General features: G+C 48.3%; 20 protein-coding genes. 10 read left to right on the top strand and 10 right to left on the bottom strand.

Annotated features, from left to right (window positions below; genetic code table 11):
* The first annotated feature begins 474 nt into the window (after nucleotides 1-474).
* Nucleotides 475-1,233 carry an ABC transporter ATP-binding protein gene (locus AC5JLB_RS24145; RefSeq protein WP_495876379.1) on the top strand — a complete coding sequence of 253 codons (759 nt, stop codon included), beginning with the start codon at nucleotides 475-477 and terminating at the stop codon, nucleotides 1,231-1,233.
* On the opposite strand, the gene AC5JLB_RS24150 is transcribed toward AC5JLB_RS24145, so the two are convergent.
* Complete coding sequence (locus AC5JLB_RS24150; protein WP_495696147.1) at nucleotides 1,230-1,979, bottom strand: response regulator transcription factor; 750 nt, start codon at nucleotides 1,977-1,979, stop codon at nucleotides 1,230-1,232. The genes AC5JLB_RS24145 and AC5JLB_RS24150 overlap by 4 nt on opposite strands.
* A gap of 227 nt (nucleotides 1,980-2,206) precedes the next feature.
* Here AC5JLB_RS24150 and AC5JLB_RS24155 point away from each other — a divergent pair, with 227 nt between their 5' ends.
* Complete coding sequence (locus AC5JLB_RS24155; protein WP_495876380.1) at nucleotides 2,207-2,464, top strand: DUF6761 family protein; 258 nt, start codon at nucleotides 2,207-2,209, stop codon at nucleotides 2,462-2,464.
* A 199-nt stretch (nucleotides 2,465-2,663) separates the two neighbouring features.
* Here AC5JLB_RS24155 and grxD read toward each other — a convergent pair whose 3' ends face one another.
* From grxD to AC5JLB_RS24170, 3 genes are all read right to left on the bottom strand, one after another.
* The gene (gene grxD, locus AC5JLB_RS24160) at nucleotides 2,664-2,984 is read right to left on the bottom strand and encodes a Grx4 family monothiol glutaredoxin (protein ID WP_495876381.1); all 321 of its coding nucleotides are present in this window, start codon (nucleotides 2,982-2,984) and stop codon (nucleotides 2,664-2,666) included.
* 36 nt (nucleotides 2,985-3,020) lie between these two features.
* Nucleotides 3,021-3,266 carry a BolA family protein gene (locus AC5JLB_RS24165; protein WP_495876382.1) on the bottom strand — a complete coding sequence of 82 codons (246 nt, stop codon included), beginning with the start codon at nucleotides 3,264-3,266 and terminating at the stop codon, nucleotides 3,021-3,023.
* Nucleotides 3,267-3,392: 126 nt separating this feature from the next.
* Complete coding sequence (locus AC5JLB_RS24170) at nucleotides 3,393-3,857, bottom strand: hypothetical protein (RefSeq protein WP_495876383.1); 465 nt, start codon at nucleotides 3,855-3,857, stop codon at nucleotides 3,393-3,395.
* Between the two features lie 161 nt (nucleotides 3,858-4,018).
* Between AC5JLB_RS24170 and AC5JLB_RS24175 the strand changes: the two genes are divergently transcribed.
* From AC5JLB_RS24175 to AC5JLB_RS24185, 3 genes are all read left to right on the top strand, one after another.
* A complete protein-coding gene (locus AC5JLB_RS24175) occupies nucleotides 4,019-4,447 on the top strand; it encodes an HHL1-like protein (RefSeq protein WP_495696142.1) in 429 nt (142 codons plus the stop codon).
* 399 nt (nucleotides 4,448-4,846) lie between these two features.
* Nucleotides 4,847-5,473, top strand: a complete 627-nt coding sequence (locus AC5JLB_RS24180; protein ID WP_495876384.1) for a hypothetical protein — start codon at nucleotides 4,847-4,849, stop codon at nucleotides 5,471-5,473.
* Between the two features lie 616 nt (nucleotides 5,474-6,089).
* Complete coding sequence (locus AC5JLB_RS24185; protein WP_495876385.1) at nucleotides 6,090-7,178, top strand: DUF8738 domain-containing protein; 1,089 nt, start codon at nucleotides 6,090-6,092, stop codon at nucleotides 7,176-7,178.
* Between the two features lie 116 nt (nucleotides 7,179-7,294).
* Here AC5JLB_RS24185 and AC5JLB_RS24190 read toward each other — a convergent pair whose 3' ends face one another.
* Together AC5JLB_RS24190 and AC5JLB_RS24195 are read right to left on the bottom strand one after the other, a co-directional pair.
* A complete protein-coding gene (locus AC5JLB_RS24190) occupies nucleotides 7,295-7,759 on the bottom strand; it encodes a CYTH domain-containing protein (RefSeq protein ID WP_495876386.1) in 465 nt (154 codons plus the stop codon).
* A gap of 6 nt (nucleotides 7,760-7,765) precedes the next feature.
* Nucleotides 7,766-8,752, bottom strand: coding sequence for a carbohydrate kinase family protein (locus AC5JLB_RS24195; RefSeq protein WP_495876387.1), 987 nt, complete (start codon nucleotides 8,750-8,752; stop codon nucleotides 7,766-7,768).
* Nucleotides 8,753-8,841: 89 nt separating this feature from the next.
* On the opposite strand from AC5JLB_RS24195, the gene AC5JLB_RS24200 reads away from it, so the two are divergent.
* From AC5JLB_RS24200 to AC5JLB_RS24210, 3 genes are read left to right on the top strand one after another with little or no spacing between them, the layout of a single operon-like run.
* Nucleotides 8,842-10,131 carry a cytochrome P450 gene (locus AC5JLB_RS24200; protein ID WP_495876388.1) on the top strand — a complete coding sequence of 430 codons (1,290 nt, stop codon included), beginning with the start codon at nucleotides 8,842-8,844 and terminating at the stop codon, nucleotides 10,129-10,131.
* 60 nt (nucleotides 10,132-10,191) lie between these two features.
* Entirely contained in the window at nucleotides 10,192-11,259 is a 1,068-nt protein-coding gene (hisC, locus tag AC5JLB_RS24205) for a histidinol-phosphate transaminase (RefSeq protein WP_495876389.1), read from the top strand.
* A gap of 18 nt (nucleotides 11,260-11,277) precedes the next feature.
* The gene (locus AC5JLB_RS24210) at nucleotides 11,278-11,913 is read left to right on the top strand and encodes a pseudouridine synthase (RefSeq protein ID WP_495876390.1); all 636 of its coding nucleotides are present in this window, start codon (nucleotides 11,278-11,280) and stop codon (nucleotides 11,911-11,913) included.
* A 27-nt stretch (nucleotides 11,914-11,940) separates the two neighbouring features.
* On the opposite strand, the gene AC5JLB_RS24215 is transcribed toward AC5JLB_RS24210, so the two are convergent.
* Complete coding sequence (locus AC5JLB_RS24215) at nucleotides 11,941-12,477, bottom strand: orange carotenoid protein N-terminal domain-containing protein (RefSeq protein ID WP_495876391.1); 537 nt, start codon at nucleotides 12,475-12,477, stop codon at nucleotides 11,941-11,943.
* Between the two features lie 234 nt (nucleotides 12,478-12,711).
* Here AC5JLB_RS24215 and AC5JLB_RS24220 point away from each other — a divergent pair, with 234 nt between their 5' ends.
* Nucleotides 12,712-13,074: a hypothetical protein gene (locus AC5JLB_RS24220; protein ID WP_495876392.1), complete on the top strand. Its 363-nt coding sequence runs from the start codon at nucleotides 12,712-12,714 to the stop codon at nucleotides 13,072-13,074.
* Between the two features lie 237 nt (nucleotides 13,075-13,311).
* On the opposite strand, the gene AC5JLB_RS24225 is transcribed toward AC5JLB_RS24220, so the two are convergent.
* From AC5JLB_RS24225 to AC5JLB_RS24235, 3 genes are all read right to left on the bottom strand, one after another.
* A complete protein-coding gene (locus tag AC5JLB_RS24225) occupies nucleotides 13,312-15,054 on the bottom strand; it encodes a hypothetical protein (protein WP_495876393.1) in 1,743 nt (580 codons plus the stop codon).
* 164 nt (nucleotides 15,055-15,218) lie between these two features.
* The gene (gene nrdR, locus AC5JLB_RS24230) at nucleotides 15,219-15,737 is read right to left on the bottom strand and encodes a transcriptional regulator NrdR (RefSeq protein WP_495876394.1); all 519 of its coding nucleotides are present in this window, start codon (nucleotides 15,735-15,737) and stop codon (nucleotides 15,219-15,221) included.
* Nucleotides 15,738-15,944: 207 nt separating this feature from the next.
* Nucleotides 15,945-16,160: a hypothetical protein gene (locus AC5JLB_RS24235; protein WP_495876395.1), complete on the bottom strand. Its 216-nt coding sequence runs from the start codon at nucleotides 16,158-16,160 to the stop codon at nucleotides 15,945-15,947.
* Nucleotides 16,161-16,435: 275 nt separating this feature from the next.
* Here AC5JLB_RS24235 and AC5JLB_RS24240 point away from each other — a divergent pair, with 275 nt between their 5' ends.
* Nucleotides 16,436-19,792: a response regulator gene (locus tag AC5JLB_RS24240; RefSeq protein WP_495876396.1), complete on the top strand. Its 3,357-nt coding sequence runs from the start codon at nucleotides 16,436-16,438 to the stop codon at nucleotides 19,790-19,792.
* Nucleotides 19,793-19,907 lie beyond the last annotated feature (115 nt).

Consider the following 19,907-nt stretch of genomic DNA (forward strand, 5'->3'; position numbering starts at 1 on the left):
CAACGTAGTGCAGCAATCGTTTTCTCAGCTTCACCAAAAGCTCGGAAGAGCCCTAATTTGTCACAAATCTAGAACACGACAGTGAATGTGTCACTCACCAGCAGGGTATGTGAGGGTAATGGAAAGGCATCAAAATCGCTGCAATGCTTGAAAATAGGGAGATTTACCTAGACGACACTAATTTGTCACGACGACACTTAATTAGTCACTGTACAGATAGCCTTACAGGTGCAGAGATTTATTCGGAGCGTGAACAAAGCACCAGGTTGCAAGAATGCGATCGATTCTCCAACAACTTTGAGGATGATATTTCTCTGACTAAGCGAGAAACTCGCTGACGCAATGTGTTGCCGCTCGATATGGTTCGTCTTACCCGTTATCAAAGCAGTAAAACGGTAAAGGGCAGAAATCCTCTTAAAGTAGTAGAAAGATCTAGATACACTGCTAGAACGTTGCCGTTTGGGATAGGAATCATTGACCGCACAACTTCGAGCCGAACACATCAGTTTCGCGGCAGGGCGCATTGCCACTAAAAAACTGCGTCCTCCAATGGGGTCGTATGTGCTGCGATCGCTTTCCTTCAACGTCTTTAAAGGCGAGCGGGTCGCGATCGTGGGTGCATCAGGAGCCGGCAAAACGTCTTTGTTAAAATTGCTCAACCGCCTTGCTGATCCCCTTGAAGGAACGCTCTATTTAGACGAAATTCCCTTCCCCCAAATTCCAGTGCTCTCTCTGCGTCAGCAAATTCTGCTCGTCTCGCAAGAGCCAAAACTGCTAGGAATGACGGTTCAAGAAGCAATTCAGTATTCCCTTAAACTAAAAGGGATGCCACAACGAGAGATCGAATCATCCGTTAACGAGTGGATTGAGCGCTTACATATTCCTCGCGATTGGTTAGAGCGCACCGAACTTCAAATGTCTTTAGGAGAGCGGCAACGGGTTGCGATCGCGCGTGCCCTAGTCTGTCAACCTGCCATTTTGCTGCTTGATGAGCCAACCACTTCGCTCGACGTTGGACGACAAGATCATCTTCTCAGGTTGCTTTCGGAACTTCCTCAAACGATTCTGATTGCCACTCATCACCTAGAATTTGCCGCACAATTTAGCCATCGAGTACTGCACTTGCAGCGAGGCGAACTGATCCAAGATTTGCTGACCCATCAAGTAGATTGGCAGGATCTAAGAGGTGCGATCGCCCGCATTGAAGCCGAAGAATCCGCAGAATGGGATTAGCGACCCGAGGCAACTGTCTTTCGGCTTGCTTGATGCCCGTTTTGAGAATATGAAGGCGCATTCAGCAGCTCAAGATTGAGCCGATAGCCGACATTTCTAACCGTTTGAATTAGATTGGGCTGCCGGGGATCAATTTCGACTTTTTTTCGCAAGGACAGCACATGCGTATCCACTGTGCGGGGATTGTCGATCGCATCGGGCCACGCCCGCTGCAACAACTCCGACCGACTCAGTGCCGTTCCCCCCGCTTGAGCCAACACATACAACAAACTAAATTCTTGTGGTGTCAGCTCAATCAGCTCACCCTTAAAATGAACTCGGCGATGCACCAAATCAATTTTGAGATCGCCAAAGTCCAGATGAGCAGGCGGAGCGGAGGCCCGACGTCGACGCATCAAAGCCTCTACCCTGGCTAAAAACTCCTGCATTCCAAAGGGCTTCGTCAGATAGTCATCGGCACCTGCCCGCAATCCTTCTACAATGTCTGGCTCTGACGTGCGAGCCGACAGCATCAAGATCATCGCCAACTGTTGCTGCTGCAACCAACGGCAGAACTCCACTCCATCTCCATCTGGTAAGTCAGAATCGAGAATTACCAGATTCGGCTGACGCATCAGAAAGATCTCTCGTGCTTGGTGCAAATCAGCCGACTGATGGACGTGATATCCTGCCTGCTGTAAATGCCATCCAAGAAGCGATCGCAGATGCGGGTTCCCTTCTACGATTTGAATGTTTGAGGCTCCCACGGAGGCTGATTTCCCTTAGTTTGCTGCCTTTCAGATTAGCAAAGCCAGTCAGTATCGGTTTGTAACGCCTGTTACCCAGGCTCTTGACTAATCCTACACAAACCAAAAAGTCTACCTTAAGTTTATGCCGTTAGGATTATGCAACATGGGGTGAGCTAAGAAGGGTTGATGTTAAGATTAAGACTAGGAATGTAAGTTCTTTACTACAGGACATCGTCGTCGTTTACATGGGACTTATGCTTCAAGACGCGCCCACGATTCGCTATTACCAAAGGCTCACCGACGCTCTGGTTGAGCATTGGAACCGGGGATATCGCTATGATGATCTCCGGATGTACATGGAGGGATACATCGCTTCTCTTCGTCACTCTAATGCGCTGGAACCATTCCAGATTCATCGATTAGAAGAAGAGTTGACACGATACCTCTATGACCCTTCAAATTTTGAGATGACGATGCCAGAACCAGACCGAGACTATCGTTAAGGAATATGTTAGGGCGCTTTGATCAGCGCCCTTTCGCGTTCTTTAAGGACGTTTTAGAACGTTCTGGCAGAGGTTTGTGGATTTGCGGTTTCTCTGGAAGTTGCACTCTGCGCTAATTGCATGAAACATCGTCAGACGCTTTTGCGATTGGCTCTGATCGGCTTCAAGACGTCTGTCTGAGTGCGTCCTCTGGTGAGTCCTAGGATGCTAAAGCAACTTCTACAAGCTGCTGAAGTTCACCTTTTTGGTACAGCTCAATCAAGATGTCAGAGCCGCCTAAAAACTCGCCATTTACGTACACTTGCGGAATAGTGGGCCAATTAGAATATTCTTTGATTCCCTGACGAACTTCAGGGTCTTCTAGCACGTCCACCGTTTCATAAGGAACGCCTAGCGCATTGAGGATTTGAACCACGTTGTTTGAGAATCCACACATGGGCATTAGCTTACTGCCCTTCATAAAAACGACAATTTTGCTTTGTTTAACTAGATTGTCGATGCGATCGTTGGTGTCTGTCATAAGGGTTATTTAGGGATAAACTTCAGTAAAGATGGATTAGGGCTTTGCTGCCCATTCTTCGGGAGTAAAGGTGTTGAGCGATAGGGCATGAATCGCTTCAGATGCCATCGCTTGCTTGACTGCGCCATAGACAAGCTGATGCTGCTGCACACGGCGTTTGCCCTCAAACGACGAAGAGACAACGGTGACATCAAAATGCTCCCCATCTGGGCTGACAACGCTTACTTGAGAATCTGGCAACCCAGCCTTGATCATCGCTTCAACCTGATCCGGGCTAATCATTCCTGCTCCTCTCACTGACTGCAAAGACTTCTTATAGTCTAACTGGTTAGGGAAAGCGATTGCTGGATCGCATCGAAGGTCAGTCAAGCACTGAAATGGAGGGCGTTGCTTAATAGAGAAACGTTCTTACGCTTTAGTGCATCTCCTGACAGGCAAACGGGCATCTAAATTAATACCTTTATCAATGCAGACCGCTCTGATGTCATTCGTTGCACTAATTGCCCAGTGCGCCCGCTTCCTAGCATATTCTGCATCACAAGAAGCAACACCATGAACTAGTCGGTGACGCAAGCGGAAAGCTTTACCCAGACCGTCCCAGTTCTGCACGACTTCAGGGAGACGTAGCTGAACCTTCTCGTTCAGAAAAACTTCGTCTTTCCAGATATCTTTGTACCCCTCGAGTCCCTGACCACGCTTCTTTAAATCTCCTCGTATCGCCACATTGGGAGAAGTCCCGAGCGCAATAATTGCCCGCCGAACCGTCCACTCAAAGTGGATCACCGCAAGAAGGGCTGACAATGAAGGATCTTCAGCTAAAAATTGCTTAATTCGCTCTTCACGAGAGTGACTTGAGTCTTTAACTAGAAACACTAAACTTCCTGCAAAACGACTGGTTTGATGTTATGTCATGCCTCACTAATTGGGCCTTAAAGTGAGTGATCTTATTGGCATCTTTTTCAAATGACTGCCGTAAAATTTCTAATTTTCTAAAAAATGCCGTAAACTTTTGTTAATGACATTCATATACTGCGATGACCACCCCCGGATTTGGCAAGAAAGTTCACCAAGAGAAAAAGCAGTCTCAGGGCGCATCAAAGCGAGAGAAAGCCTCAAAGCAGTATGACGAATTTAAGTCGAGCGGGCTACCGGAATATGAGATTTACATGCGGGTCAAAGATAAAAAGCCGTGGTTTCCGGTGGGCGCGATCGCGGTGAAACGCTCTAACCAAATTAATGCGGCAATCTATGGCAACGAAGAAGAATTGCTAAAGGGCGCATTTCGCCTATTTCCGATTCTCAAGAAAAATAAAGAGAATTTGGAATATGGCTATCGCTTAAAAGAGTACAAGGATGAGCCGATCGAACTTGCTACACGTCCAGCGACGAAAGCCTTAGGCGGAGTTCAGCAAGCGATTTCGCAAGTCGGCGACAAAATTAGCTCGCTGTTCAAGAAAAATTAGAAATTTATACCCTGTTGCAGGCATTACGAATTTAAAGGGCTAGAAAACGCTGTGGGTTTCGCGTGCGGATGTCACGATTAGTTTCGTTAAGTTCCGAATTGTCTTGCTAGACTTGCGCTCTGCATCGATCGCGCACTTGATAGATCGAAAGCTGCATAACTTGACTTTAACTATAACTACATAAATTTGTTTAGAGAGAGTATTGACGAAGTTTTCCATCCGGGTTAACTTCGTGAGGGCCTAGCTAGAGCATTAGATTCGCTGTGCCAACTTGATGTAATTAACCCTTGACCTGGTTTTACATCTTTTGGGCTAATTTGTGCATCTTAGCGTTGGAAATTACGTTTCGCTTCGCAACAGCTTCTTAATCATTTTCACGTAACCAAAGGTACTACCCGAATGAAGACAGTTTTTGGAATCGCTTCTGCATTATTAATTGGCGCAGAAGCATTGGCGATGGGACAAGCGGCGGCAATTGGTACCCAGTCTACCCTAAAGGAAACCACACAATCTTTTCAAGTTGCTCAGGCAACAAAAACTCCGATGCCAGCGCAACCTGTCGAAGTTAAGAAGCCGACTAGCACCATGAAATTTGGCTTGGCGGACGGAACGCCGGTCAAGATGAAGTTTAAGCAAACCGTTTCTTCTAAGACGGCGAAACAAAACGACCCAATTGAATTTGAAGTTGCTGAAGACATTAGAATTGGCAATACTACAGTGATTGCTAAAGGAGCGACAGGAAGAGGCGTTGTCACTAAAGTACAGCGTTCTGGAATGCTGGGTCGGAAAGGCAAGTTAGAAATTGCGATCAGTGACGTTGACCTGACGAGCGGTGAACGAATTGCAGTTCGAGCAAGCCAAGAAAGTGGAGGAGGAAATTCAGGTGGTGTAATTGCGTTGGCGGCAGTTATTAACCCACTTTTCTTGCTGATGAAAGGCAAGAATGTGACTTACGAGGCCGGGACAGAAACTTCGGTTTTTGTTGATGGTAACTTTCAATTGGATCAAGCTAAATTTGTCAGGTAGCAGCTAGTAGTTCACAGCTTAACTACAGAACAAACGCTTGAAATGATGAAGAAGAGGGTTTCATGAGAATTATTCCATTCAGATCATGAAACCCTACGAACCAGGTTGCTCTACTTCTATATGCCTTGTGAATTGAAGGACGATCCTCCAATTGTCCCCATGCGCTCACTTTAGACGTGTTTTCAGAAATACCAAAGTCAGCGATCGCATCAAATTTAGCGGCGAAATATCAGAGCATACATGGCATCTACAAGCGAAAAGCTTGTGCCCGTGAAACAAGGCGTCTCTTCGAGCAAGCGTTCAACCATGTGAACTTCTCAACCAATTCCTGGCCTGCTTAAAAGTTTCCTCCATATACGCCTTAAAGAACGCAGACATTGCAACAAGAATGCTGGAGTCAACGTCTATAGAAAAGAGTGCAAATGAGTTGAATTAACAGCGATCGGTCTGCATGGTTGGTCTGCGCAATCAGTAGGTTGTAATTAGGTAAATTGAATATTGGCGCATGAGATTGTGTAGCAAATTCAGCAACAGCGACCGAAAAAACCATTCGATTGCTTAAGTTAGAGCTCAGCCACAATGCTTCTCAGAGCTTTTCAAAATAAGGCAAACGATCATGTATACAATCCAAAAACCATTTAAGTCCTCCCGTCAAGTCATAACGGTTGCGCTAACTGGACTGCTTCTAATATCGAGTGCAGCCGTATCAAGACAATCTGCGCTGAGCGCTCCACTTAAGGCTGAAGTTGCTCAGCAATCGCTACAACTGCCTCAATCAGTCGAACAAAAGGTTCGCCAAGATCTGGCACAGCGTCTCAACGTGTCAGTACGGGATCTCAAGATTGCTAGCTTTAATCCGCAAACCTGGTCTGATGGCTGCTTGGGGTTGGGAGGTCCAGCGGAAAGTTGCTTGCAAGCTCAAGTAGAAGGATGGCGGGTGGAAGTCACTGATGGACAGCAAACGTGGGTCTATCGAACCGACAAAACCGCCAACGCACTCCGATTAGAACCGCAATCTAACGCCGTCGTATTGCCGTCAGCCGTTCGTCAACGTCTGATTCGCAGAGTGGCTCGGGAGGTTCGGGTTCCAGCGTCTCGGTTACGCATTGCAGAAGTTAAATCTGCCGTTTGGGATGGCTGTTTGGGCATCTTTAAACCGGGACAAGCGTGTACCAAAATTGCCCTTCAAGGGTGGCAAGTCATTCTGACGGGAGGCGATCGCAGTTGGGTATATCACCTCGATCAATCGGGGAGCCGGATAGCTCAAAATCCAACAGCGAGCGGCAGCCGGGGTGGATTAGTGCCTTCGTTTATTCCAGAGCAAAACGTCATTCCTCCGCTCGAACCTAATGTCATCTTTCAATCCACAATTAGTGGAGATCTTTCAGGGAAAGTGACGCAAACCTTTTTAACGGCTGACGGTGTGCTCACACGATTGGTCACTGCTCCAAATATTCGCTCTCGTCCTGTCGTGTTGAAGCGGTTAACAGAGCAGCAGGTGCAGCAGTTTCAACAGGTCTTGCAAAACCAACGGTTCCGCAATCTCAATGCTCTAAGATATTTGAGTAGCGCAGCATTTGCAGATTATCCGACCACAACCCTGCAAGCGATGGGAAGCACTGTTCAATATATTGACCTGGAAAAAGACAATCTTCCCAAAGCATTACGGCAAGTGATTCAAAGTTGGGAAAAGCAGGAGAAATAGAATGACGGCGGGTTGTGTTGCAAAAATCAAGTTAGGATGTGCCTGGCAATTTTTGTGACATAACCAAGCCTAATTTGTAATCGGTAATTCGCAATGTTTGCAGGAATGAGGAACGGCTAGTGCCAGTGCCTGAAGGGGTGCTTCGCCAAATTTGAATTGTAATACCGCGAATCGCTAGACACTTCTTGTCCAATCCAGCTGGGAAGCGCGATCGCTTGGGCTTCATCAGTCAACTCTACTTCCGCGATGATCAGTCCCGCATTTTCACCCGAAAATTCATCGACCTCCCAAACTAATCCATCTAGAGGGATTCGGTAGCGATGTTTCTCAATCAGAGGCGGATCGCAGAGCGTATCGAGCAGTTGCGCGGCATCTTCAAGGGGAATCTCATATTCAAACTCCGATCGCGAAATGCCTTGCGTTTTTCCCTTAATCGTCAAAAAGCCTTGCTGACCGGCAATTCTGACTCTCACCGTCCGTTGGTCGGTGGTTGGAATATAGCCTTGACGATAGAGCGTTCCGGTGGATAGGGTGCGCCAATCGTCGTTGCTCACTAAAAATTTACGCTCAATTTCCATCATGGCCCCTTAGCTTGTTTGTTCATGTAAATATAAGAAGGCTGAAATTTCTTCAGATGTTGGCTGAGCCGCGATCGCGCCCGCTCGAACCGTTGTCAATGCCCCGGCAGCACTGGCATACTGCACCACTTGTCGCGCGACTTGCGGATCTTTAAAGTCTTGTAAATTATGGTGGCAAAGTTGATGCACAAATCCTGCTAGAAAACTATCTCCAGCTCCGGTCGTATCTTCAACGTCAACCTTGAAAGCGGGAATTGCGCCTTCGTTGGTTCCTAGGCAGTAGGCTAAACCGTGTTCCCCTTTGGTGACTAGCACGCCTTCAAGCGAACCGAGCCGATATGAGATCGCGCCCGGATCCGTCGTTCCAAACAGCCATTCGGCTTCTTCTTCTGCCAGTTTAAGAAAATCAACGCGCTTGATCATCTCGTGAATTAGCGGTGGTGCTGCCGCCGGATCGTTCCAAAATACCGGACGCCAGTTGACATCTAGTACGATTTTGACGAAAAACTGTTCGGCAAGAGATAGCGCTTGTGTGATCGCGGCTTGGCTGTCCCCATACGCTAACTCCAGTGTGCCAAGAACGAGGTAATCTGCCTGTTGAAACAATTCCACGGGCAGGTGCTCGGCTTGGAGATGAGTATCGGCGAATTCGTCGGACGAGCGCTGGTCACCAAAAGCAACAAAACTGCGATCGCCACTATCCGAGCGCAACACAAGCACAGTGCGCGTCGGAGCCGTAGGGTGGAATTGGACTCCTCTCGTATCAACCCCAACCGTCTCCAGCAATTTGACGAGCGATCGCCCCTCTTCATCCTCTCCAATACAGCCGACAAACGCTGTTGGAGTACCTAATTTTGCTAGGGCACAGGCAACGTTTGCAGGCGCACCTCCGGGGTAAGATGTCCAAGACGTGACCGCTTCGAGCGGACGTCCCGGTTGGTTGGAAATACGATCAAATAGAATTTCGCCTAGACAGATTACACGCGGAGTCGGCACAGCTATTTCCTTGAGGTGTCATTTATAGTGTATTTGCCAGAATTGCTCGAAACCTAAAGAAACTCTTATATTCCCTTACTCATCGACCTATGGCATCTTCTCTACCTCCCGGATCAACGGGATTACCGTTCATTGGTGAAACGCTCCAGTTTCTAACCGATCGCAATTTTGTGCAGAAACGCTATCAGCGCCACGGTTCGGTGTTCAAAAGCCATATCATTGGCAGACCGACCGTGTTTATGGTCGGGCCGGATGCCGTGGAGTTTCTGCTCTCTAGCGGATTTGACAATTTCTCGTGGAGAGATGGGTGGCCTGACACGTTCAAACTTTTGTTGGGGCGATCGCTGTTTGTGCAAGAGGGCGAAGAACATCGCAAAAATCGACGGCTAATGATGCCTGCGTTTCATGGAGCAGCATTAGCGCGATATTTTTCATCAATGGAAGAGATCACGCAGCAACATTTGAAGAAATGGGAACAACAGCAGACTCTCCAATGGTATGAAGAATTTAAGCAACTGACCTTTGATATTGCCAGTCAAATTTTTCTAGGAACACCACCCGGTAAAGAAACAGAACGCTTAAGCCAATTGTTTACCACCTTAACAAGCGGGTTGCTTAGCTTTCCAAATCTTCCCGGAAGTCAGTTTAAGAAGTCTCTCGCCGCTCGAAACGCCCTTTTAGATCATCTTGCTATTGTAATTAATCAACGAAAAGAAAACCCCACTGACGATGCGTTGAGTTTATTGTTAGACGCGCAAGATGAAGAGGGAAATCGCCTAAGTTTTGAAGAAATTCGAGCGCAAGCGATGTTACTCCTTTTTGCAGGACATGAAACCACAACGTCAATGCTCACGTGGTTCGCGCTAGAGGTAGCCAGGAACAAAGATGTGTATCAAAAAGCAAAAGCAGAACAGCAGACATTTAGTGATGCTGTGACCTTAGAGCAGATAAGCAAAATGCCCTATCTCGATCAGATATTCAATGAAATCGAGCGCTTGCATCCCCCAGTTGCTGGAGGCTTTCGAGGCGTTGTTAAACCATTTGAGTTCAATGGCTATTCTGTTCCGGCAGGGTGGTTAGCGCAGTACTCGATTCTGCATACGCATCGCTTACCAGAGGTATACCCCGACCCGGAGAAATTTGACCCCGATCGCTGGCACAACACGAAGCAAAAGCCGTTTAGTCTGATTGGGTTTGGAGGCGGTTCTAGAGTGTGTATCGGATTAGCGTTTGCTAAGTTAGAAATGAAGCTAGTGGCGGCGCATTTACTACGGCATTACGAATGGGAACTGTTACCCCATCAGCGCTTAGAACCTGTGCAGATCCCGACTCGCCGACCCAAAGATAGACTGCGGGTGATCTTTCGTGCGATCGACTAGCAGAGTGGGTTGGGGCAATCTGCCATACAATAAACGATCTTGCCTCTAGTCGCTATTACCATGAGTTATTTTCGTCCTGCGATCGCAGCTATGAAGGGTTACATTCCCGGTGAGCAACCCAAACCCGGAACCCAAATCATTAAACTCAACACGAACGAAAATCCCTATCCGCCATCTCCTAAAGCGCTAGAAGTTCTTCACAATCTCGATAGTGAGTGGTTACGTCGCTATCCTGATCCGTTTGCGCGAGATTTTTGTCAGGCCGTGAGTGAGGCATTGAATGTACCGCCCGAATGGGTGATCGTCGGAAATGGTAGTGATGACATTCTTAACGTGTTGGTGAGAGCCTGCGGAGAAGGGCGCGATCGCACAATTGTTTATCCAACTCCAACCTACGTGTTGTACCGCACGCTATCCGCAATGCAGCCTGCGGAAGTCGTTGAGATTCCCTATTCGTCAGACTTCAAATTACCCATTGACAATCTTGTTGCCGCCAATGGTGCAGTGACGTTTATAGCGTCTCCCAATAGTCCATCCGGGCATGTTGTTCCGCTCGATGATTTACATGAGTTAGCGACACGTCTACAAGGCGTATTAGCGATCGATGAAGCTTACGTTGATTTTGCTGACTATTCTGCGCTTCCGTTAGTATCTCAACATGAAAACGTGATTGTGTTAAGAACACTATCGAAAGGATATTCGCTAGCCGGATTGCGAATGGGGTTTGGAATTGCGAATCCAGCCTTGCTAGAAGGATTGTTTAAAGTGAAAGATAGTTATAACATCGACGCGATCGCAACCTTAGTCGGCACTGCCGCTATGCGCGATCAAGCTTATAAAGATGCGTGCGCTCAGAAAGTCAAAACATCACGCGCAAAACTGACGGTCGATCTCAAGAATTTAGGGTTTACCGTAAGCGAGTCTCACGGGAATTTTGTTCTTGCAACTCCCTTAATGCAGAAGGCAGAAGACTTGTATTTAGGACTGAAAGATCGAGGTATTCTCGTTCGTTACTTCAACCAGCCCGGATTGGATGACAAGCTCCGAATTACAGTTGGAACAGAAGCGCAAAATCAACGTTTGATCGAAGCTCTGCTTAACCTAGAACCAGCTATTCGCCACCTCTAATGATTTCTCTTCTAACTCATGCCTTACCGCTATCTTCTGTTCTACAAACCGTATAACGTTCTGAGCCAATTCACCGATAACAGTCCGCCAGGGCAAGCGCGACTCACCCTTAAAGATTTCATTTCAATTCCTGATGTTTATCCTGTTGGACGTCTCGATCACGATAGCGAAGGACTAATGTTGCTGACTAATCATGGACAGCTTCAACATCGCCTCAGTGACCCAAAATTTGAGCATCCACGCACCTATTGGGCACAAGTTGAGCGCATTCCAACCGAAGAGGCACTGGATATTTTGCGGCAGGGCGTTAAAATTCAAGACTATAAAACGCGCCCCGCTCGCATATTGATGATTGCCGAGCCTGATCTGCCCGATCGCGATCCGCCAATCCGATTTCGGAAACAGGTTCCGACATCATGGCTCGAAATCACCCTCACTGAAGGGAAAAATCGCCAAGTCAGACGCATGACTGCTGCCGTTGGCTTTCCAACATTACGCTTAATAAGAGTCGCGATTGGCTCCGCCAAGCTCCAAAGGATCGACACTTCGCTTACAGATCCACCTCTTCAACTCACTGGGCTTACTCCTGGACAATGGCGCGATTTAACGTTTGAAGAGGTACAAGCTTTGCTGAAGCTCTTCCATCGAAGATAGACTCGCTCCGATGGATATTGCCTCACCTTATAGACTGGGTGTTTTTCCCGTTTCAGCTTGCGTTGGAATTGGTTTCACATCTGTGTAACCCATGCCGTGAGCAATTTCCCGCAGCAGCGAGATTTGCTGCTCAAAATCTAGCGCTTCAATACTACTCAAGCTTGCATTCACCGAGTCGGTTGCATTGTAGTCACTTGGCATTCCCACAACCGTTTCGCCCATGCGTTCTGCCCAATCAAACCAAATTAGCAGTTGGTTGTTTTCTTTGATTGCGCCGTAAGCGTGAGAATACTCAGTGTCAGCACCATTTACAATGTCACGCATTACGTTAAGCTGATCTTGATGCGAGAGATTATAGAAAGTGTCCGATAGAAGAGGTGACAGCTCTGGTTCAGCAGCGGTCGGGTCAGCAGGTGTTACCGAATCTCCCATCTTCTTGTAAACGTAATAGAGCAGGGCTAACTTGTCGTCCGTGCCTAACTTTTCATACGTTTCTACTGCCTTCAATGTCTTTTCATCTAAATAGTCCGATCGTTCTGTGTTCTGATTTGCAGACTCAGCCATAATCTATTCTCCAGCGATAACGTTTCAGTCGCTTCAAGGTGTATCAGGTTTAACCGTTGGGCGTCGCCTTTCTCTAGAACGACCTTGCGATCGCTCTCTAATCCTCCTAATGAAAGAGATCGTAAATCCCCCTTCAGAAGGTTTAAGACAGTGGGTGCAATTCTGATAGGGTGACACCAAGTTCAGATTTGAAAGAGTGCGCTGTTTGGACTTAACTTATTACAGGAGCTTGTTATGTCAGAAACTAATAAAGATTTCAATCAGACCTACGACGCTGAAGAAATGACAGAAGAAATTGAGAGCGGCGATCGTCCTGCTCCTAACGTTGATGTTTCAGCAGATTATGAGGCCTCTAAAGAACTTAGCGTCAGCAGCGTTGACCAGACTGGGGAAGGTGCTAAAGCTGCTGAAGCCGCTACTGCACCTCAATTTAAAGTTCCTGAAGCCGAAGAAACCAAGACTAGTACAGAACCTACAGGTGACCCGAGCGCATACAAGGATATGGCTGGAGAAGTGAATCCAGTTTCGGGCAGTACAGAGACGGGTGGTGATCCGGTCAAAAAGGCAATGGATCTCGGCACGCCTGGTCAGTCGTAGATCATTTTAGTGTCAGATCGGTGAACAGAGCTTAGCGATTAGAATTGCTGCTATGTGACTAAAGCTTGCTGATTTAGGAGTTTCCCAATCATAGGGAAAACGCTAAGCGCTGCCACAATCTGTGCAAGCTAGCGTTGCATAACTGCAACTTTATTATTTATGAAACTCTAGTCGCTAAGCCTCTTGTCGAACTATAGAATTTTAAGATGTAAGCAGAGGCCTTCTGCTGTTGAATTTCTACTTTTGCGCGGGTGCAGGGTTAAGCGTATCTCCATCCGATGGGTTCTGTATTAGTCGCTGCGAAATGGCTAATCCTATCAAAACCGAAGCTAGAAACACTAACACTCCAATCAGCGCCAAGGTTCGGTAAGTGCGCCGTTGATCTAGCCGGAGAGTGGGATATTTAAGTTTTGGAGGTAACACTGTTTCTTTAATCTGAGCCAAGTTATGGCGAGTTAGCGTTGTCGCTAGTTCATTGCCTAAATTTGCTCGCCGAATTTTCAGCGCCTCGGTTAGCGTGTCGTAAGCCTCTGTAATACGTTCTTGGCAAAACGAGAGCGTTCCCAATTGATGCATTGCCCACGCTTCGATCTGCTCATCACTTAGCGCCCAAGCCGCTTTCAAACTCCAGCGCAGTGCCTGTCGCCACGCTTCCCATTGGTTCCCTAAAATAAGCGCCGCTTCAATGGCAGAAACTAGTCTTAGCCCATCTCTCCACCGCCGTTGCTCCATCATCCAGTGAAGCGCATGCATCAAAACCCGATGTTCTTCTAAAATCACGTCATGCTGAGATTGATGGGCTTCTGCCCAAGGAACAAGATATGCGATCGCTCGCTCCATCCAAGGAGTGGCATTAAACTCGGTTTGCAACACATCGGCTAATCCATCGGTCAAAACATAGCGATCGTCGATGCATTGAATCAAATGCCGCTGCAAAAGCGACTGCAAACTCGGGTATGGATTAGGCGGCCCTACCATTGCCGCAATTTGTTCTGCTCTCAGCCCAGTTCCTCCCATTGCTGTTAACAGCGCAACAATCCAGCGTTGGGATTTCGGCAACGATGCTAAGCTCAAGCGCGTAAACGTGCGAATCGGCTCGTTGGTCTGAATGTACTGAAGCGTTTGCTCTAGAGACACTCGATCTTCTCGCACAAGAGCCGCCGCTTGCAGCAATCGCTGCGGATTTCCTTCGAGCAATTGCCAGAGCGATTTGATCGTGGTCTGTTCAAAAGGCCGTTGCTCTAGTGGAGCAACGGTGCGCCCGTGAGAGGCGACTTGTCCTAGCTCTCGTTCGAGCAACAGGCGGGTCTCTTCTAAGGTCAACCCTGACAGCTCGATTAGCGCAGGCGACCCCGAAGCAACCGTCGCCTCTGCTGTGCCAACTCGCCGTCTTGACGCAACAATAAGGGTGCAATTGGGCAGTGCAGCTTTAATCCGATTGATTTCAGGCTCGGTCAAGGTTGGCGAGTCAAGCGCGATAATGGCGTCACATGATCGCAGCGATCGCTCCATCTCGTGAATTGAACGCTGAACACCCGGAGGAGACATATAAAACGCCTCAAATAAGTGTTGAAACACCTCTGAAACGGTTAGCGGTTGACCGAAGTAAAATCGATTCGGCTGAGCCATTCCTTCGGAATTTGCACCTCTAGGGCTAACTTGCGGATGCAAAATTAGCTGTTGCAAAAAAGCTGATTTGCCAACTCCAGGTTGTCCACAAATCTCAAGGGTTCGATGCGTATGTAATGCCGATCGCGCCAGGTCTAATTCAGCTTGGCGTCCAATCAGATTAGGAGCGTCCGGCAACTGGCTAATCGGTGTAGGTCTTAGCATTGGAGCCGCCACTGGCGTCTCTGTAACCGTTAGTAAAACCCCGTGCTTTGACCCAACAGCTAAACAGTACTGACCGATTGCCACCTGTCCAATAATTTCATGCTCAAGCGCTGTCTCCAGGGAATCAGAAAACGTAGAGTGAAACATAAGACCGGCTTGATAGAGAATGAGGAAGCATCGCGATAGACTGTCAACAAAAATTAGACACAAGACCGCTTAGCTTATGCGGAGCAACCTGTCTTAATCTCTTTGTTTTGTTCGAGCACCCTTTAGCATAGCAAGCCGAATCCGAGGAAATAGTATATCGCGGATCAAACTCGGCTAGGTTCGGCGCTTTCTGCCTCTGTTGATCGATTGATTTCCGTGTCTCTTAGAGGTGGTTTAGACCGCAGCCGATCGAGGGTTTCAACAAAGCTCTCAACGTTCTCGAAGTCGCAATACACAGAGGCATAGCGAATATAAGCTATTTCACTGAGCGATCGCAGATGCTGCAACACCAAGTCGCTAATTTCGCGGCTCTCAATTTCGCGGTAAGTGCGCTGCTGCAACTCAGCCTCTACCGCACTCACCAGTGCTTCGACCTCAGCTTCTGGAACGTGGGTGCGATCGCAGGCTCGAATCACTTCTCGCAGCAGCTTTGAGCGATCAAACGATTGCCGTTCTCCGTTCTGATTAATCACGACAATCGGCGCAAACTCAATTCGCTCATAGGTCGTGAATCGATGGGTACACTTCAAACACTCCCGTCGCCGCCGGACACTTTGCCCACTCTCCGCCGATCGCGACTCCAAAACCCGATTTTCCAGATGATGACAAACAGGACAGCGCATAATTTCTGGTGACCAAAGAAATAGTAGCTCACGAATCCCTAAAGGTTTCTAGGGAGCAGTCTGAATCCCTTCTAAATCCTGGTGTGAATCTCTGTAAAGGCAATTGTAAAGGCAACAGCAGTCACAGTAGAGTCAGCAGCAGGGGTAAAACGCCCCCAAACTGGTTTGCGTCTTATAAGTCCCATCATACCGCTAGTGTGTTAAGTCTCAAAACTTTTTCTCTTCCGCTATCGGCAGCGTTGCTTTTTCATCGTGATTTTCGCTCCCATTAGAGGACATATATTCGGCAACGCCTTGCCAAATATGACTTTTCTCTGACGTGGATCTCCTGCTTAGTGCGATCTTGATCACAAAAATTCCTTCACACTCGTTAGAACTTGGCGGGCGATGGGCAACTTTACTAAAGAAGACGGAGACAGTCATTTCCCCCTAGATTGTGTCTTCCCATCAGCCCGTTGTCCCCTTGCTGATGCGCTACTTCTGCCAACGTTCTCTCAGCGCCAAATTGCCCGTTTTTTGTATTCCTCTTGCCGTCTTTCTGAGCAAGACTCCTTCAGCATCCCAACCATTAAGGCAACCCGTATAAATTCTATTATGAAGCAGCGATTCACGCCGTGTTCCCGGTGGGCGTTGGGGCTTGGTACGCTCTGCCTACGCCTGTTTCTTCTGTTAGTGCCCTCACAGCAGGAGTGTGACGCATGATATCTCCTGACGTTAAAAAGCAGAAACTCTTGGTCGTGGATGACGAGCCAGATAACCTTGACTTGCTCTACCGCACCTTTCATCGTGAGTTTCGAGTGCTAAAGGCAGAAAGCGGGCCAGTGGCGCTACGGCTATTAGAGCAAGAGCCAGATATCGCGGTGATCATCTCCGATCAGCGCATGCCGTTAATGAGCGGTACAGAGTTTTTGAGCCTCACCGCCGCTCAGTATCCCGATATTATTCGGATTATTTTGACGGGTTATACCGATGTAGAAGACTTGGTAGAAGCGATTAACTCCGGCAAAGTCTTCAAGTACGTTACGAAGCCGTGGGATGATGAAGAACTCAAACTGGTGGTGCGACAAGCCGCAGATACGCACAATGTTCTGAAAGCCAGAACTCAAGAGCTGCGACGCACCTTACGGCGAGAATCGCTGCTTAATGCTGTCACTGGCACAATTCGTAGTGCCTTGAGCTATGAGGAAATTTTGCAAACGATCGTTGAAAAAGTTGGCAGCACCTTAGAAGTGAGCCATGCGATCGTTCGGTCTGTAAAAGATGGTGAGTTTGACGCTCAAGACTTTAGATTTTCTGCTTCTGGAATAGAAGAACCGACCTCCTTTGTTCCTCCCATTTGGAAAACATCTCAGATTGAAGTCATTCAAGACAGCGAAAGCGATCTGCGAATGGAGCAGGATAGTCTTCAGCCGCTCTATCAGCAGACGGGCATTCGCTCTAGCCTGATTGTGCCGCTCGCCTTTCAATCTGAACTGATGGCAGTTCTGGCGCTTCATGTGTGTGGTGAACCGCGCCAATGGCAACAAGAAGAAGTAGAACTGATGGGCATGGTGGCGGATCAATCTGCCTTAGCGCTCTCTCAAGCTCGCGCTTATGAAAAAGTCCGGGCACTGGCAAAACGGGAAGCACTGATCAATACCATCACAACTGCGATCCGATCGAGTCTTGATCGGCAAAAGATTTTTTCTGCGATCACCCAACAACTCGGACAGGGCTTAGAAGTCGATGGCTGTGTTCTATCGCTGTGGACAGAAGACGATGAATTTGTTGAATGTGTCGGTTTGCATGATGGCAGTTGGCAATCACCACCGGAACAGTATGAATTACCTGAGTCAAGCATTCCCATTGCAGGTAATCCGGTTCTGCAACAGCTAATGGCGACGCAACAGCCAGTTGTTCTCAATAGTTTGGCGAACCACCCAGAAATGGATCATCTGGAGTTTCGCTCACCCACTTGTGCGCTGCTGGTCGTTCCGTTGATTGCAGACGGCAAAATTATTGGCAGCATCTCTTTGCGGCAAAATCACTATCCTCGCTATTGGCAAGCGGCGGAGATTCAGCTGGCTCAGTCGGTTGCGGCTCAAGCCGCGATCGCAGTGCAGCAGTCGCGCCTTTACGAAACCACGCGCAACCAAGCCGAGAAATTGATCGAACTCGACCGGCAAAAAACGGAGTTCTTTCAAAATATCTCCCACGAGTTCCGCACACCCCTGACGCTGATGGTCGGACCGCTTGAAGGGGCAGTGGCTCAGCAGCAAGGCTTATCCTTTGAGCAATCGACGATCGCGTTGCGAAATTCTCGTCGTCTGCTTCGATTGGTCAATCAACTTCTAGATCTACAGCGCCTCAATGCTGGAAGAATGCAGCCTAAGTTTCAAGCGTGCAACTTGACAGACTTTGTGGCTCAAATTGTCGAGACCTTCCGCGCCTATTGTGAGAAAAAGGGACTAACCCTCTCGACCGAGTTGAGCGACTGTCCGCCAATTTACCTAGATGCCGAAAAGTTTGATAAAGTCCTGTACAACTTGCTCTCCAACGCGATGAAGTTCACACCTGCGGGTAAGAGCATTACGGTGTCGTTGCAATCGGACGGCGAACAGTGCATTTTGCAGGTGCGCGATCGCGGTATTGGCATTCGCGACGATCAGCTTCCTTGCTTGTTTGAGCGATTTCGTCAAGCAGAAGGCTCGACTAACCGTAGCTTTGAGGGCACAGGCTTAGGACTTGCTTTGGTGAAAGAATTAGTCGAAATTCATGGCGGGCAGGTCGCAGTAGACTCTACCTACGGTGAGGGCACAACCTTTACAATTCGCCTGCAAACTGGCTCAGATCATTTGCCATCTGAGCAAATTCAAGACTCCTTAGCTGAAGTTCAAGCAGGTCGGGCTTCGATTGAGTTAGCAGACTTAGAGACCGAACTGCAAGACTTCGCAGATTCCTCAGATGTGCTCAACCCCGAATTAGTTGTGCCTCACAGTTCTGATCAGCCCAGAATTTTAGTCGTAGATGACAATCCTGATTTGCGTTCTTATGTGTCAGGCATTTTGCGACAGCAGGGCTACCTCGTTTGGACTGCTCGCAACGGCGGGGAGGGCTTTGAACATGCTCAAACACTGCGTCCATCGCTGATTGTCACCGATCTGATGATGCCTAAGGTATCCGGTCTCGACCTGATTCGGATGCTGCGAGAGCAAGACGATTTGAAAGGAATTCCGGTCGTGCTGCTGACGGCAAAAGCTGATGAAGATACTCGCATTGAAGGCGTTGAGCGAGGAGCGGATGCTTATCTATCCAAACCGTTCAACGATCGTGAACTGTTGGCAGAAGTGCGTAACTTACTGTCTCTCAAAGAAAATGAACAGCGCGTCTCTCGGCTCAATACCTATCTAACTGGCTCTGTTCTGAGTCGCTTTCTACCGCCTAGCCTGGTACATCGAGCCGCCAAAGGTGAGTTATCGCTTGATTTGCGCCCTGAACCGCGCATGATCACAGTGCTATTTAGCGATATTGTTGGCTTTACCCAACTCTCCAATACCCTGCGATCGCGCCGCGTGGCGGAGTTGCTCAATGAGTATCTCGCCTGCATGACGCGCACGATTTTCGAGAATGGCGGCACAGTGGACAAGTTCATGGGCGATGCGATTCTGGCCATCTTTGGTGCACCAGAAGAGTTGACGCCGAACGAACAGGTTAGACGCGCGATCGCGGCGGCGCGTCAAATGTATGCTGCTCTCGATGACCTCAATGCTCGATGGGAAGCTCAAGGCATTCACCGAGTCCAGTTCCGGTGCGGGATTCATCAAGGCACTGCTGTTGTAGGCATGTTTGGCGGCGAGGAGCGCTCTGACTATACGGCGATTGGTCCAAGCGTCAATATTGCTGCTCGGCTTCAAGAAGCGGCTCAACCGGGTGCAATCTTAGTCTCGGCGGCAGTGGCAGATTATCTTGACGAGGATATTATGACCAAAGAGAGCCCATTGAAGCTTAAAGGGGTCGATGAAACCGTTTTAACCTTCTCCGTCAATCCTCATGTACCAGCGCCAGCGATCGCTTAGGGAACAGAAACTCACCATCAGAGACTAGGATAGAAGGAATTCTGAAGGGGTTGATCTGGCATTCGATCTCTTCGAAGGCAAAATTCATTCTGCTGAGTCTCTGATTTCTTGAGGG

The organism is Myxacorys chilensis, assembly GCF_059505265.1.

Excerpts from the sequence above, each read along its gene's own strand:
- AC5JLB_RS24235 (WP_495876395.1), bottom strand. The coding sequence starts at position 16,160 with ATGACTGTCTCCGTCTTCTTTAGTAAAGTTGCCCATCGCCCGCCAAGT.
- AC5JLB_RS24155 (WP_495876380.1), top strand. The coding sequence starts at position 2,207 with ATGGGACTTATGCTTCAAGACGCGCCCACGATTCGCTATTACCAAAGG.
- nrdR (WP_495876394.1), bottom strand. The coding sequence starts at position 15,737 with ATGCGCTGTCCTGTTTGTCATCATCTGGAAAATCGGGTTTTGGAGTCG.
- AC5JLB_RS24210 (WP_495876390.1), top strand. The coding sequence starts at position 11,278 with ATGCCTTACCGCTATCTTCTGTTCTACAAACCGTATAACGTTCTGAGC.
- AC5JLB_RS24220 (WP_495876392.1), top strand. The coding sequence starts at position 12,712 with ATGTCAGAAACTAATAAAGATTTCAATCAGACCTACGACGCTGAAGAA.
- hisC (WP_495876389.1), top strand. The coding sequence starts at position 10,192 with ATGAGTTATTTTCGTCCTGCGATCGCAGCTATGAAGGGTTACATTCCC.
- AC5JLB_RS24225 (WP_495876393.1), bottom strand. The coding sequence starts at position 15,054 with ATGTTTCACTCTACGTTTTCTGATTCCCTGGAGACAGCGCTTGAGCAT.
- AC5JLB_RS24185 (WP_495876385.1), top strand. The coding sequence starts at position 6,090 with ATGTATACAATCCAAAAACCATTTAAGTCCTCCCGTCAAGTCATAACG.
- AC5JLB_RS24180 (WP_495876384.1), top strand. The coding sequence starts at position 4,847 with ATGAAGACAGTTTTTGGAATCGCTTCTGCATTATTAATTGGCGCAGAA.
- AC5JLB_RS24215 (WP_495876391.1), bottom strand. The coding sequence starts at position 12,477 with ATGGCTGAGTCTGCAAATCAGAACACAGAACGATCGGACTATTTAGAT.
- AC5JLB_RS24175 (WP_495696142.1), top strand. The coding sequence starts at position 4,019 with ATGACCACCCCCGGATTTGGCAAGAAAGTTCACCAAGAGAAAAAGCAG.
- grxD (WP_495876381.1), bottom strand. The coding sequence starts at position 2,984 with ATGACAGACACCAACGATCGCATCGACAATCTAGTTAAACAAAGCAAA.
- AC5JLB_RS24165 (WP_495876382.1), bottom strand. The coding sequence starts at position 3,266 with ATGATTAGCCCGGATCAGGTTGAAGCGATGATCAAGGCTGGGTTGCCA.
- AC5JLB_RS24190 (WP_495876386.1), bottom strand. The coding sequence starts at position 7,759 with ATGATGGAAATTGAGCGTAAATTTTTAGTGAGCAACGACGATTGGCGC.
- AC5JLB_RS24240 (WP_495876396.1), top strand. The coding sequence starts at position 16,436 with ATGATATCTCCTGACGTTAAAAAGCAGAAACTCTTGGTCGTGGATGAC.
- AC5JLB_RS24200 (WP_495876388.1), top strand. The coding sequence starts at position 8,842 with ATGGCATCTTCTCTACCTCCCGGATCAACGGGATTACCGTTCATTGGT.